We start from the raw sequence: 13760 nt of genomic DNA on the forward strand, positions 1-13760 counted from the left end.
TTATCTATTTTGTCGTATGTATTAATTGTATCAATTCTTTTATGGTCTGGAAATCATCAAAAGGATATTTTACTCCTTTGATCTCCTGATAGGTCTCATGCCCTTTTCCGGCCACAAGGATAATATCCCCTTTCACGGCCATTACACAGGCCGTTTTGATGGCCTCCCTTCTGTCCGCGATGACCACTGTTTTTTTAAAAGCAACCGGATTTACCCCCTTTTCCATTTCACGGATAATATCCATCGGCTCTTCATCTCTCGGATTATCCGAAGTCAACACTACTTTCTCACTAAATTCTGTAGCTATTTTTGCCATCAGTGGTCTTTTGGCCCTATCCCGGTTACCGCCACATCCTACCACAGTGATCACGTTCTCCCCTCCAGTTCTCACCCCTTGTATCGTTTTCAGCACATTCTCCAATGCATCAGGCGTATGGGCATAATCTACAATTGCTGTAATACCCGCTATTTCTATTTGATCAAATCTGCCATGGGCACCTTTGATTTTGGAGAGCTGGGTCAACACCTCATCTTCTTCCTCGCCTAATAATATCGCAGCCCCCAACACCCCACAAAGGTTATAGGCATTGAATTCTCCTATTAATCGGAACCATGCCTGCTTGCCATTAATATCCAACTCCAATCCCTGAAGGGTGTTACTTAGCACCTTTGCTTTGTAATCCGTAGGATACTTCAATCCATAGGTATGCTTGCTCGCTTTGGTATTTTGGAGCATTACCATCCCCCTTTTATCATCGGCATTGACCAAGGCAAATGCATCTCTTGGCAATTCATCAAATAATTTTTTCTTTGCTTTGATATACTCATCAAAGCTGCCATGATAATCCAAATGATCATGGGAAATATTGGTAAACACTGCCCCACTAATATGCAATCCTGCCATTCTTTCTTGAACAATGGCATGGGAACTTGCCTCCATAAAACAGTGAGTACATCCAGCCTCGACCATATCGGCCATCAACTTATTGATCGCCACACTATCAGGCGTAGTATGCGTCGCCGGAATGATCTTTTCATTGATTTTATTTTCCACCGTGCTAAGCATACCGGTCAAGTAGCCTAACTCAATAAATAGACGATGAAGTAAAGTGACGCAAGTAGTTTTACCATTGGTACCGGTTACCGCAACGACCTTCAATTTACTGGAAGGATTTCCATAAAAATTGGATGCCATCACCCCCAAGGCATTTGCAGCATGAACGACCTGCACATAAGTGATATGGGCATGTAAATTTTCTGGCATCCTTTCACAAACGATGCTTTTAGCTCCCTTTGCTACGGCCTGATCTATAAAGTCATGCCCGTCTACCTGAGTACCAGCAACAGCTACAAACACAACACCCTCTCTTACCTTGCGGCTGTCAAAGACAATATCATTCACGACTACTTCCATATCTCCGGTAGTAGAAGTCAGTGAAACTTTGTACAATATGTCCTTTAGGGTCTTCATTAGCCTAATACAATTCTTATTAATCCTCCTTTTGATACACTGGAACCTGCAGGAACAGACTGGTTCTTCACCCTTCCCCTTCCGATATAGTCTACCCTCAGCCCCTTATTTTCCAATACATAGAGTGCATCTTTCAAAGTCATTCCTGAAACATCCGGCACCATTGGTGCTTCCACTTTATTGGATTTCCAATTGATAGACCTGTTCACAACGGAAGATTTCACCCATCTGTCTGCCCCATCATAATGATTGGAAAGCCCGAATTTATTGCAGATCATCTGAAGCTCATCTGCCATACCCGCTTGGATATAGGGAAAAACTACTTGAGACAGCTGTGGAGCCTTAGGCGCAAGCTTTTCTTCCTCTTTATTCAATTTCAAATCCTGTGCATAGATCTTATCCGCTATTTCCTTAAATACAGGAGCAGAAACATCTCCTCCATAGGCATTGAACCCTTTGGGACTGTCTATCACAATGATCATACTGTATTTCGGCTCATCCGCAGGAAAATAGCCGGCAAAGGAAGTGTAATACCTCCTGGTATACCTACCATTCACCAGTTTTTGAGCGGTTCCTGTCTTCCCTGCAATCTTATACTCACTATCACTGATATTTCTGGCAGTCCCTTTCTCCACTACTCCCTCCAGCAAAGACTGAAGCTGCTTGATGGTAGCTTCGGAGCCAATACTTCTCCTCAATACCTCCGTCTCAAATTCTTCTTCAATATGATTGCCCTTTTGGATTCTTTCCACAATCATTGGCTTGACCACCTTACCTCCATTTGCCACTGCATTGTATAAAGTCAATGTATGTAATGGTGTTACTTTTAGCTCATAACCTATAGACATCCAAGGCAAGGTGGTGCCGTACCAATTCTTTTTATCCTTGGGATCTTTGAAATAAGGAACTCCTTCACCTTTAATTTGGAAACCCAAAGGTTGATCCAACCCCACCTGCTCCAAATAAGAAAGAAACTTCTCTGGTCTAACCCCGAAATGCTCATCCACTAATTTGGAAATCCCCACATTAGAGGACTTTTCGAATGCCTGCCTGACAGTCAGCTTTCCATAACCACCATATTTGGCATCCCTCATGGTTTGGTTATAGAATTTATAGGCGCCATTGCCTGTATCTACTGTATCTTTAAGATTTACCTTGCCTTCCTCCAAGAGTGCCAACATGGACAACAATTTAAAGGTAGAGCCAGGCTCTGTCAAACCTTGTTCTCCAACTGCATAATTATAGTACTCACCATATCCATTGCCATTATCCTTCTTTTCCAAATTGGCAATGGCCTTGATATGTCCTGTCTTTACTTCCATCACCAGCACACAACCGTATTCAGCATCCTTGTTCATCAGCTGCCTCAACAAGGCTGACTCCGCTACATCCTGAATATTCACATCTATAGTAGTTACTATATCGTAACCATCCTCTGGCCGGATGTCCTCTGCATCATGCACCGGTTTCCAAGTCCCCCCAGCTATCTTTTGAAACAAAGCCTCCCCATTTTTCCCTTCCAAATAGCCATTAAAGCTATACTCCAATCCTGCGCCATATCGGTCTTCATTTAAGAACCCCACAGTTCTTCCTGCCAAATTCTTAAATGGCCTGTACCTCTTTTCCACCTTTTCAAACAATACACCTCCACCCATTCTGCCTTTTCTGAAGATAGGCCAGGTGGACATTTTTTGTTTGGCCTGATAGCCTATTTGGCTCCTGTTAAGCACCAAGTAGCGCCTGCCTTCTATTCGGGCATCATTAATTATGCGTTTATAGGCATTGGCTGATTTGTCCTTATAGAAACTGGACAGGTTCATGGCCAAGGAATCTATTCCTGCCCTAAAATCCTTTTCACTGGCAATTCCCGGATCCATAGCCACCCTATAAAAAGGTAAGCTGGTAGCCAAAAGACTACCATCAGCACTATATATATTGCCTCTGGTAGCACTGACTTTCCTATATTGAAGATTAATGTCTTCCGCTTTTTGACGCCATTTATCTCCATCCACAAACTGAACATGGGCTATCCTATAAAGAATAGCCCCTGCAAAGAGTACCATTGCCAAAAAGGCAAGTCTTACTCTCAGAAGTATGGATTTTTTTATATTCATTTATCTACTATGATCTTTTTTGGAGGCTCCTCTATCTCGTAAATGTTTAATACTTTAATTTTCTTGGCTACTTCTGACTGCTTACTGCTGAACATATACTCCGCTTCCAGTGTAGTAACATCAGCCCTCAGATCTTCCACTTCCTGCTGCAGCTTTTCGATTTCCCGAATTGTACTTTCCGCTTTGTGATTGGACCAGATATATATCAAAGCCAAAAAGGCGGCATACAAAAAAGGCGGCACCAACCTTACAGGAATCCCTTCTCCAAGCCAATCACTGATCTTGAACTTCTGATCAATAAATGAAAAGAGATTACTCCCTCCACCAAGGTTACTTGATTGCCTGGACTCATTGGCCCCTCGCTTGATTTTTTTCTTGAAAGTATTCCCTTCCATGACTACACCTTTTTTGCAATCCTCAACTTAGCACTCCTCGCTCGGTTATTGACCGCGACTTCTTCTGGACTTGCCTGAATAGCCTTTCTGCTCACCGGCTCCAAGGGTCTGATCAGGTTGCCATAGAAATCCTTTTCTACCTCACCTTGCATTTTTCCCTTGTTCATAAAATTCTTAACCATACGATCCTCTAAGGAATGATAGCTCATAACTACTAACCTTCCCTCTGGCTTCAACACCTCTACCGTTTGGTACAGCATCTCTTCCAGTGCCCGCATCTCATCGTTCACCTCTATCCTCAATGCCTGGAACACCTGGGCAAAATACTTGAACTCCCTGTTTCGTGGAGCCAGCTTTTGCAATAGCTGCTTAAACTGCTCAATGGTTTCAAAAGGCCGAATGGCTCTTTCGGAAACCACTGCTTGGGCTAGCGATTTTGCATTTTTCACCTCCCCATATATACCGAAAACCTTATGAAGCTTTTCCTCCTCATAAGTATTTAATACATCCTTGGCGGTAACATTACCAAGTTGGTTCATCCTCATATCCAAGTCCCCATCAAACCGGGTTGAGAACCCCCTGCTAGGCTCATCAATTTGGTGGGAAGAAATCCCAAGATCGGCCAAAATCCCATCCACTTGACTTACCCCATACAACCTGAGGTAACGCTTCAGGTCCCTGAAATTGGCTTGTACAAATGTGAAATTTGGATACTCCAAAGCATTCCTTGCAGCATCATCATCCTGATCAAAGCCATACAGATGCCCCTCAGGCCCCAAATGCTTCAGGATCTCCTTTGAATGCCCTCCACCACCAAAGGTCAGGTCCACATATACGCCATCTGGACGTATATCCAAGCCCTCAATGCACTGTGAGAGCATTACGGGAATATGGTATTCGCTCGCACTCATTTGTTTGTATTGGACAAATATTTCTTAGCCTCACTTGCAAAAACATCTGGATCCTGGATGAGATAATCTTCATATCTCTCCGGATCCCAAATCTCAATGGTCTTACCCATACCCACTACTACCACTTCCTTGGTGATATCAGCAAACTTCAACAAAGGCTTAGGAATTAAAAAGCGACCAGTAGAGTCCAACTCCACCTCTGTGTTGTCGCGGTAAAAATTCCTTTTGAACCTTCTCTGATCTGCATCAAAATCATCTAAAGCGGACACCTTACTGTCTAACTTGCGGTACTCATTAATGGGATACAACACCAAACAAGGATCGAACCCTCTACGCATAACAAGCTCATTACCATGGGTCTCCGGCAATGCCGCCTTTAGCTTGGCAGGCAAAACCAGACGTCCTTTGGCGTCAAGCTTGCAATAATATTCGCTAGAGAAGTTTGCCATGTTGTTCCGATCGAGTTTCGTTCAAATACAAAAGTAATAAAAGCAATCACACAATCCACCACCTTTCCCCACTTTTTCCCACTTCTTTATAAAAGTATCCAAAAGTTTGATTTTTCCCAATAAATAGACAAAAAATATTAAAGCTATCAACTGGTTTTCACCTAGTTACACAAGCGACAACAAATCATTCAAACACGACTTATAGTCAATATAAGCCGATTTATGGCTTATTAAGGGTGAATTTTAGTACAATCTTACAGGGAGCCGCATGATTCCCCAAAAAGTGGGGGGAAATCCCATTGATTTTTCGAAAAAGAAATATTTTTGACATCCTAAGAAAAATATACTCCAAAAAAACACTTGCCAAACAACCGTCAAACAAAACATTTCATCATTTCTTTAACGATGAGAGGTCCTTATCAAAAACCAAAAAGTGCAGTTACTTCTTTCTTTCTATTGTATATTTTACCAAGTTTTTCAAGGAAGTCTTATAGTCAGAATCTGGCAAGCCAGCCAAAATATCCAAAGCCTCTTGATAAAACTTATTCATTACTTCCTCCGCATAATCCAAACCACCTGAAGCCTTCACAAAGCCAATAACCTGATTAACAGCCTTTTTATCTTCATTCTTATTACGAATCAGGTAGATAATCTTTTTCTTATCGGACCAAGCAGCATTATTCAACGCATAGATCAAGGGCAGTGTCATTTTCTTCTCCTTGATATCAATACCTACCGGCTTACCCACTTCATCTTCACCATAGTCAAACAAATCATCTTTGATCTGAAAGGCCATCCCCACTTTCTCCCCAAAATCACGCATCTTTTCCACTACTTCCTCCTCAGCTCCCGCTGTTAAGGCACCGACAGCACAACAAGAAGCTATCAGACTGGCTGTTTTCTGACGTATAATGGTATAATAAACTTCTTCCGTGATATCCAACTTCCTTGCCTTGGCAATTTGCAAAAGCTCCCCTTCACTCATTTCCCTAACCGCATTGGAAACCACTTTAAGCAAGTCAAAATCCCCATTGTCCACACTCAACAGTAAACCTCTGGACAAGAGGTAATCACCTACCAAAACAGCTATCTTATTTTTCCATAAAGCATTTACAGAGAAAAAACCACGACGGTAATTGGCATCATCCACCACATCATCATGCACCAAGGTAGCAGTATGTAGCAGTTCTATAAGCGCTGCCCCCCTATAGGTAGACTCCGAAATACCTCCTGTCACTCCAGCAGTCAAAAAAACAAACATAGGGCGCATTTGCTTCCCCTTCCTTTTGACAATATAGCTAGTGATATGATCTAAAAGTTTGACCTTGCTCTTCATAAAAGAACGGAACTTCTTCTCGAAGTCGGTCATTTCCGATGCTATAGGAGCTTGTATTTGTTGGAGGTCTGGTTTCATTACGTCTTTAGTGATGCAATAATACAATCAAATATGCCATTGACAAAATGGAGGACGCGTTTATTCACAACAGGGAATTGGTTTTTATAAGCTATGGGAAAAAATCTAAAAAAGGTAGGAAAACCTCAAACTTCCCAAATACTGACCGCTGGCCGTTTCGGTTTCCCGACTACGATAAAAAATCCGATAGGAAAAACCAAAACGAGGATAAGCCAAAACTAATTCAGCAAAATACTCATTTGTCAAACGTTCCGGTTCCATCGTCACCATATTCCATCGAGCGTGATCATTGACCCCTTGTAAAGTAGCGTTCCAATAGACCCTTTTAAACAATGCTCCCATATGAAGATAAAATTCCTTCTTGCCATTTGCCCCTAGTCGTGATCCAGAAATATAGCTTTGCTCTCCAGGCAAAAACCTGCCCAACCTAAAAGACGGCCCCATCTGTATACTCCGATCATAATTTCCCACAGCGGCGGCTCCATTGACCCAAAAATCAAAGCCCCTAGCAGCAATTAAATTATAAGCAGATTTAACCTTTAAATTAATTAGGCCTCCACTTCGGATTTGATACCGCCAACCTCTCGGCTCTGGAAAGCCAAAGACCTGATGATACCAAACCTGCACTTCCTCTGCCTTTGAACCGGGGCCTATTTTCCCAAAAAGCAACTCCCCTTCAAACCATGCCTTTTTTATAAAATGCTGATAACCTCCTGCACCGTACAAAACACCCGCATATGGTCGGTCGTAATATTTAAGTTCTGGTTTGGTATATTTTTGTGGAGTATATATCTGTTGGGACAATTTAAATTTCAGCCTGGAACGCTCATTCAACAAATAGTTATACCCAATAAAAATCCCATTGGTATAATATCGGTCAAACCGGGAGAAAGCAAAAACATCATTGTCCAACTGTAAAAACACCTCATGCTTTTTCATCTCATCAGCAGCCTGCTGAGCACTGCATATTGTCACAGGCAAGACCAAAAACAGAGAAATCACAAGGGCTAACTTGGGCGTAATCAAGGGACAAGATTTACTTTGGATAAAAGATTATTCAAAGTATCAAAAAAACTTCATTCTGACCTACAGGAATCCCATTTTTGTTTTCATTAGCTTATTGGTTCCCTTATTATCAAAGCTTCAATTTTTGTTTATCTTTGACAAATCAACAAAATTATTTCCATTGACTGACGATTATATCAAACACAAATACGACCCGATTCTTCCCAAAAAAGATGAGTGGCCAGTGGTGAAGCTATCCAAAAGCCGAAAAGAATTCGTGCAAAGAATCGCTTCTCACAGTCGAGATAGCGTCATCAATATTACGGGCAACAATATCGAACTTCTTAAGGAGGAGCTAGAAACCACCCTATACCGGGAAAAACTTCGCATCAAACAAAACCCCTGGCTTGTTGACCCTGATGATGAAGATGAATTTTGGGCCAATGTAAAATCTACTTTGGTTCAGCTTTCCTCCGAAACCAACAGCACTGAGGAATCAAAAAGGAAAGGCTATCATGAAATCTTGGACAAGATCACTTCCCGCTATGCCGAAGAAATTGCCAGTAATTTTAAACATAGCCATTATAGGGCCACTAGAAAAATAGTCACCTTTGGCTTTTCCAGATTGTTGAATGCAGGAAGGGTCAAGGGATTAATGTCCATATTCAGCAAACAATACAGCCTGGAGGATAAAATTCAGATCATAGGCGAAACCGAGCAAATCAGAAACTTGGCCTCAAAAGGCACAGTAGTTATGGTCCCTACTCATTTTAGCAATTTGGATAGTATCCTAATCGGTTGGACCATCAGCACCTTAGGAATGCCGCCTTTTATCTATGGAGCAGGGCTCAACCTCTTCAATATCCAGATTTTTGCCTACTTTATGAATGCCCTGGGTGCCTATAAAGTGGACCGCAGAAAGAAAAACTTAATCTATCTGGAAACCTTAAAGACCTATTCCAGTGAGGCCATCCAGTTCGGATGTCATAGCCTGTTCTTCCCTGGCGGAACCAGGTCCCGGAGCGGAAAAATAGAATCCAAACTTAAACTTGGTCTTCTTAGCACGGCCATTGGTGCCCAAAGAGCCAACTATGAAAAAGGCCTCAACGATATTGACGGAAAAGTATTTATTGTTCCGGTCACTATCAATTACCATTTTGTACTGGAAGCTCCCAGCTTGATCAAGGAACACCTTAGTCTTACAGGACAAGAGCGTTATTACAAAGAAACAGATGAATTTTCTACGTCTTATAAAATCTCCAAATTCTTAGTAAAATTCTTCACAAAGGGTTCTGATATTTCTGTTTCAATCGGAAAAGCCATGGATATCTTAGGTAACTATGTAGATAATGAGGGAAACAGTTTAGACAAGGACAACAGGATCATAGACTGCAGGGATTATTTTATCTCCAACGGAAAAGTAACTGAAGACCCCCAGCGCGAAGAGGTTTACACACAAAAGCTGGGAGAAAGAATTGTAGAAGAATACCATAAGATCAACAGAATCTTTAGCAGCCACCTGGTCGCCTTTACTGCTTTTGAAATGATCAAGAAAAACAATAATAAAATGGATCTCTTTAGTCTTTTAAGACTCCCGGAAGAAGATCTTATTTTGGAATACAGTGATTTTCGGTCAGAATGTCAAAGGGTGCTTAATCGCATCATGGAAATACGGAGCGAAGGCCTGGTCCATGTAGCCCCACACCTCAAACAGGGACTTGATGATATCATCAACCACGGCCTCTCCAACGTCGGGATGTACCATGCCAAACGCCCCTTGATCAAAACCCCAGAAGAACAAATCACCACACAGGATATGAGCCTATTATATTTTTATCACAACAGACTTGATGGTTATGACCTTGAAAAACTCTTCAAATAATTCTGACAAGCCAGTTGGAGTCATCGGAATAGGCAGCTTCGGCACGGCCATTGCGAATATACTTGCAGCCAAAAGCAAGGTAATCGTCTATGCCCGAAAGCAGGAAATCGTTGATGAAATCAACCAAAAACATACCGTTGAAGGCAGGGTCCTTCATGAAAACATCAGCGCTACCACCGATCCGGAATTGATTTGTGATTCATGTGAGGTAATGTTTCCTGTGGTTTCCTCTTCTGGTTTTCGGGAGGTCATGCAAAAGTTCGCCCCCTACCTTCACCCTTACCATATTTTGATCCACGGGACCAAAGGATTGGCCCTAAACTTACCCAATGGCAAAACCCTGGAAGATGTCAGCAAGATCAAAAGGGAAAATATCTGCACCATGAGTGAGGTTATCCTAAACGAAACAGTAGTGGTACGGGTAGGATGCTTGGCCGGCCCCAACTTGGCCAAAGAACTTTCAAAAGGCCAGCCCGCCGCCACCGTGGTGGCCAGCCGGTTCAATGAGGTCATCCTAGAAGGACAAAGACTATTGCGTTCGGATAAATTTCAAGTTTACGGCAACCAGGACATCATTGGGGTGGAACTCAGCGGGGTACTGAAAAACACCATTGCCATTGCTTCAGGAGCCTTGGCCGGACTGGGCTTGGGAGAAAATGCCAGAGGGCTATTGATCTCCAGGGGAATGGTGGAATTGATTCACTTGGGCAATGCCCTGGGAGGCCAAACACAATCCTTTATAGGACTAGCTGGCATCGGAGACTTAGTGGCTACCTGTAGTTCCACCCTTTCAAGAAACTATACCGTAGGCTATAGACTTGCCCAAGGAGAAAGTTTGGAAGAAATCAATAATAGCATGGAAGAAGTAGCCGAAGGCATCAATACCGTCAAGCTCATGAAAACCTTTTTGGAGGGATCAGGCATGAGGGCACCAATCACAGAAAACCTGTACAAAGTACTCTTTGAGGACTTCAAGGTGGAAGACGCCTTACATTACCTCATGAAATACCCGTTCAATGTAGATATTGACTTCCTGTAACAATATTCTGCCCAGCTCTTTATATTTTGAGCTGGGCTTTTTTCTTTCAAACCAAAAAAATCAACAAGATGAAACTCAGATCACTTTTTATGCTCACTATCTGTACGGCTCTATTTTCTTGCAAGGCTTCAGAAACCCAACTTTTTCCTGAAGGCGACAGCCCAATATTACTGGCAGAGGGCTTTGCCTTTACAGAAGGCCCCGCAGTGGCGCCCAGTGGAGATGTTTATTTCACCGACCAACCTAATAACAACATCCACCGTTGGTCGACTGAAACGGGTGAAGTAAGCCTGTACATGGAAAATGCCGGCCGTGCCAATGGGCTCTATTTCGACAATCAAGGCAGGCTTTTGGCCTGCGCTGATGAGAACTTTCAGCTATGGCAAATAGACAAAAATAAAGCGGTAACAGTTTTGGAGGATGGCTTTAACAGCAAAAATTTCAATGGTCCAAATGACCTTTGGGTGGACAAAGCTGGTGGAATATACTTTACCGACCCCTATTATCAACGCCCTTATTGGGAAAGACAAGAAATGGACATGGATAGCCAACGTGTCTATTACCGAAACCCTGATGGCCAGGAAGTAAAGGTAGTGGCAGACCACTTTGTCAGGCCTAATGGTATTATAGGAACAAAGGATGGCAAAACACTTTACATCGCTGACATTGGTGATAATAAGACCTATAAATATGCCATACAAAAAGATGGCAGTTTAGGAAAACCAGCACTTTTTGCAGAAATGGGTTCAGACGGAATGACCGTAGATAAAAAAGGAAACGTGTACCTCACCGGAAATGGTGTCACCATCTTCAACCCTAAAGGAGAACAAATCGGCCATATCCCAGTACCCAAAAAATGGACCGCCAATGTCACCTTTGGAGGGAAAGACAGGAAAACTTTGTTTATCACTGCCAGTACAGCAGTCTATACTTTGAAGATGAACATTCCCGGAGCGAAATAAGCTGGAACTAAGAATCAAACCATAAGGGGTGAAGACATGAAAATGTTTCACCCTTAATTTTCTCTTAAATTACTGGAGCAAAGGAGACTGGTCACTTCATTTGTTCAACTCCAAAGCCTTCATCAATTCATAGCTTCCTTGATCAAAAGGGTAATCCCAGCAACCCATTCTATGATAGATCTCCCCACCAAAACCTTTTTTGTACAGATGCACACCATGCAAAGGATGTGACTTGTCCAGATTGGGTGCACAGCCAAATAAATCATACTCTTCACAACCAAATTCCTTGCCTCTCCTGATCGCCTCCCATTGTAGGGCATAACTTCCCATCACCTGCTTTTGATGGCTTGAAGAGGCTCCAAAAAGATAAGTGGCCCGCTTATTTGAAAGCACCAAAAACATAGAAGCCAATACCTGCTCTTCATATGTTGCCATCAACAAACAAACCCGAACTTGCTCATCCTGATTTGCAAATAGGTCTAAAAAATAATCCTTGCTTTGATATTCAATTCCTTTTCGAAGAGCCGTTTCTTCATACAGCAAGAACCATTCATCTAACATCTCTACTCCATACTCCTTGACCGCAACGCCTTTTTTAAATGCCTGACGGATATTATAACGGGTATTATACCGCATCTCATAAAGCAATTCTTCATCCTTCTTTTCCAAATCCAGAAAAAAAGTATTCTTTGGCAAAGCATCTCCGGGGCTCTTTTTCAGATTCCAGTAATCCGTGCCAAAATTCACCCTAAATTCCTGAGTTTGGGCAGAAGGTGGACCCTGCCAATTTCCTTTATCATCATAATAACTTTCATCCTCTGCCCATTGGTTTTCCCAAATCAGATCATATCGAATAAAAACACAGTTGGCAGGCAAATGTGGCTTTAAAGCCTCTGATAATTTTTCCAAAAACATCCCCTGCTGCTCAAACTTGGGTTCCAATTTGGGGCCATAAGGCACATAAGCAAAACAGTCTTTCTCATTGACATATTTGATCAAGATCAAGAGATCCTCATGAACCAGCTTACCTGATTCCGTATAAGGGTTCAATAATTCCTTGGATACCGTTAACTCAAAACCTTGGGGAACAAAACCTTGCTGGTACTTCACCTTTGCCCAAAAGGGAGTCTGGGGCAAAATATTGGTAGCACTGATATTATTAACTGATTTTCTCTTCGCAGTACAAGTCATCACATTTCAATTAAATAAGTGGCAAAACTAAAAAACGACTGATAGACGAAAAAATATTTGGCTAAATATCCACCAAGATCTTTTTTCAATCAACGCCCCTTCTGTATTAAACCTTTAGCCCAATTAACCACCTGTTCATTTGCTTCCATAACAAACTCCTGACCTTTGGCTGCTGACTGAAAATACTCACCTTGAAAAGACTTTTCACTATGATAACTGATCTCAATCCCCTTAAAAAACGCAGGCAAATCCCACCTACTTTTTGAATATCCATCTTTGGTAAGTTTTAAACCTTGGTGATACTTTAATACTCCTGCCCCAGGATATTCAGGCTGTATACCAAGCCTATCACTTGCTTCATAGATGCAGTTATTGACACTTTTCCTAAATCTTTCATGAGCATGGGGATGGTATTTCACATCCGCTGCTAGACTTTCAAAATGATCATGGACTTCCCCCACTTCCAAATAACCATAAATAAGATGGACATCAGGAGCTTTTTTGACATAGCGCAGAAATCCATTTTCCATTTCCGTTTGCCTGAAGGTTCCGAAAAACAAAAATAGATCTCCTTTCCCCACCCCACTTTTTGCCAAATGTCCTTGGGCTGCTCCAGCCTGACCAAATAAAGGCCGCCAGTTCGGCAATCTAGGAATGGCTTCTTTTACGATATCAGGATCCAAATGACATGCACTTTGGGAATCAATAGCAGTTCTAGGATTTAATGTTTGGATAATATCGAAATAACTTTGTCCCTCATGGCTAATTCCCCCAAAAGTCAAGGTTTCCTTATTTTCTGGAATAGGCAAACTCAGCAAGGTACCATCAGGCAAAATAGGACTGGGCTGTCCGCCATATTGCATATCAAATCCTTTTCTGCTTAAAACAATTCGCATGGACAAAGATTGGAAACATTTAATAATATGC

Annotated in this window: 12 protein-coding genes; 3 read left to right on the top strand and 9 right to left on the bottom strand. The window is 42.1% G+C overall.

Annotated elements, in window-relative coordinates:
- Nucleotides 1–4: 4 nt before the first annotated feature.
- From KZP23_RS01480 to KZP23_RS01510, 7 genes are all read right to left on the bottom strand, one after another.
- Nucleotides 5–1471, bottom strand: coding sequence for a UDP-N-acetylmuramoyl-L-alanyl-D-glutamate--2,6-diaminopimelate ligase (locus KZP23_RS01480; protein ID WP_226334388.1), 1467 nt, complete (start codon nucleotides 1469–1471; stop codon nucleotides 5–7).
- On the bottom strand, nucleotides 1471–3585 hold the full coding sequence (locus tag KZP23_RS01485) for a penicillin-binding protein (protein ID WP_226334389.1): 2115 nt from the start codon (nucleotides 3583–3585) through the stop codon (nucleotides 1471–1473). Before KZP23_RS01485 ends, KZP23_RS01480 begins: the two co-directional genes overlap by 1 nt.
- Nucleotides 3582–3980, bottom strand: a complete 399-nt coding sequence (locus KZP23_RS01490; protein ID WP_226334390.1) for an FtsL-like putative cell division protein — start codon at nucleotides 3978–3980, stop codon at nucleotides 3582–3584. Before KZP23_RS01490 ends, KZP23_RS01485 begins: the two co-directional genes overlap by 4 nt.
- A 2-nt stretch (nucleotides 3981–3982) precedes the next feature.
- A complete protein-coding gene (gene rsmH, locus KZP23_RS01495) occupies nucleotides 3983–4891 on the bottom strand; it encodes a 16S rRNA (cytosine(1402)-N(4))-methyltransferase RsmH (protein ID WP_226334391.1) in 909 nt (302 codons plus the stop codon).
- Nucleotides 4888–5340, bottom strand: a complete 453-nt coding sequence (gene mraZ, locus KZP23_RS01500; protein ID WP_226334392.1) for a division/cell wall cluster transcriptional repressor MraZ — start codon at nucleotides 5338–5340, stop codon at nucleotides 4888–4890. The genes rsmH and mraZ overlap by 4 nt, the downstream gene beginning before the upstream one ends.
- A gap of 439 nt (nucleotides 5341–5779) precedes the next feature.
- Nucleotides 5780–6754: a polyprenyl synthetase family protein gene (locus tag KZP23_RS01505; RefSeq protein ID WP_226334393.1), complete on the bottom strand. Its 975-nt coding sequence runs from the start codon at nucleotides 6752–6754 to the stop codon at nucleotides 5780–5782.
- A 105-nt stretch (nucleotides 6755–6859) separates the two neighbouring features.
- Nucleotides 6860–7780: a lipid A deacylase LpxR family protein gene (locus tag KZP23_RS01510; protein ID WP_226334394.1), complete on the bottom strand. Its 921-nt coding sequence runs from the start codon at nucleotides 7778–7780 to the stop codon at nucleotides 6860–6862.
- A gap of 160 nt (nucleotides 7781–7940) precedes the next feature.
- On the opposite strand from KZP23_RS01510, the gene KZP23_RS01515 reads away from it, so the two are divergent.
- The 3 genes from KZP23_RS01515 (at nucleotide 7941) to KZP23_RS01525 (ending at nucleotide 11642) form a co-directional block, all read left to right on the top strand.
- Nucleotides 7941–9641, top strand: coding sequence for a 1-acyl-sn-glycerol-3-phosphate acyltransferase (locus KZP23_RS01515; protein ID WP_226334395.1), 1701 nt, complete (start codon nucleotides 7941–7943; stop codon nucleotides 9639–9641).
- On the top strand, nucleotides 9616–10680 hold the full coding sequence (locus KZP23_RS01520) for an NAD(P)H-dependent glycerol-3-phosphate dehydrogenase (protein ID WP_226334396.1): 1065 nt from the start codon (nucleotides 9616–9618) through the stop codon (nucleotides 10678–10680). The genes KZP23_RS01515 and KZP23_RS01520 overlap by 26 nt, the downstream gene beginning before the upstream one ends.
- A 68-nt stretch (nucleotides 10681–10748) precedes the next feature.
- Nucleotides 10749–11642, top strand: coding sequence for an SMP-30/gluconolactonase/LRE family protein (locus KZP23_RS01525; RefSeq protein WP_226334397.1), 894 nt, complete (start codon nucleotides 10749–10751; stop codon nucleotides 11640–11642).
- Nucleotides 11643–11738: 96 nt separating this feature from the next.
- Here the strand turns inward: KZP23_RS01525 and KZP23_RS01530 are convergent, their stop codons facing one another.
- Both KZP23_RS01530 and KZP23_RS01535 read right to left on the bottom strand, forming a co-directional pair.
- A complete protein-coding gene (locus KZP23_RS01530) occupies nucleotides 11739–12833 on the bottom strand; it encodes a lipid II:glycine glycyltransferase FemX (protein WP_226334398.1) in 1095 nt (364 codons plus the stop codon).
- A gap of 89 nt (nucleotides 12834–12922) precedes the next feature.
- The gene (locus KZP23_RS01535) at nucleotides 12923–13729 is read right to left on the bottom strand and encodes an Nmad3 family putative nucleotide modification protein (protein WP_226334399.1); all 807 of its coding nucleotides are present in this window, start codon (nucleotides 13727–13729) and stop codon (nucleotides 12923–12925) included.
- Nucleotides 13730–13760: the final 31 nt, after the last annotated feature.

The organism is Echinicola marina (assembly GCF_020463795.1).
GTDB classification, from domain to species: Bacteria; Bacteroidota; Bacteroidia; order Cytophagales; family Cyclobacteriaceae; genus Echinicola; species Echinicola marina.

Excerpts from the sequence above, each read along its gene's own strand:
- KZP23_RS01480 (WP_226334388.1), bottom strand. The coding sequence starts at position 1,471 with ATGAAGACCCTAAAGGACATATTGTACAAAGTTTCACTGACTTCTACT.
- KZP23_RS01485 (WP_226334389.1), bottom strand. The coding sequence starts at position 3,585 with ATGAATATAAAAAAATCCATACTTCTGAGAGTAAGACTTGCCTTTTTG.
- KZP23_RS01490 (WP_226334390.1), bottom strand. The coding sequence starts at position 3,980 with ATGGAAGGGAATACTTTCAAGAAAAAAATCAAGCGAGGGGCCAATGAG.
- rsmH (WP_226334391.1), bottom strand. The coding sequence starts at position 4,891 with ATGAGTGCGAGCGAATACCATATTCCCGTAATGCTCTCACAGTGCATT.
- mraZ (WP_226334392.1), bottom strand. The coding sequence starts at position 5,340 with ATGGCAAACTTCTCTAGCGAATATTATTGCAAGCTTGACGCCAAAGGA.
- KZP23_RS01505 (WP_226334393.1), bottom strand. The coding sequence starts at position 6,754 with ATGAAACCAGACCTCCAACAAATACAAGCTCCTATAGCATCGGAAATG.
- KZP23_RS01520 (WP_226334396.1), top strand. The coding sequence starts at position 9,616 with ATGACCTTGAAAAACTCTTCAAATAATTCTGACAAGCCAGTTGGAGTC.
- KZP23_RS01525 (WP_226334397.1), top strand. The coding sequence starts at position 10,749 with ATGAAACTCAGATCACTTTTTATGCTCACTATCTGTACGGCTCTATTT.
- KZP23_RS01530 (WP_226334398.1), bottom strand. The coding sequence starts at position 12,833 with ATGACTTGTACTGCGAAGAGAAAATCAGTTAATAATATCAGTGCTACC.
- KZP23_RS01535 (WP_226334399.1), bottom strand. The coding sequence starts at position 13,729 with ATGCGAATTGTTTTAAGCAGAAAAGGATTTGATATGCAATATGGCGGA.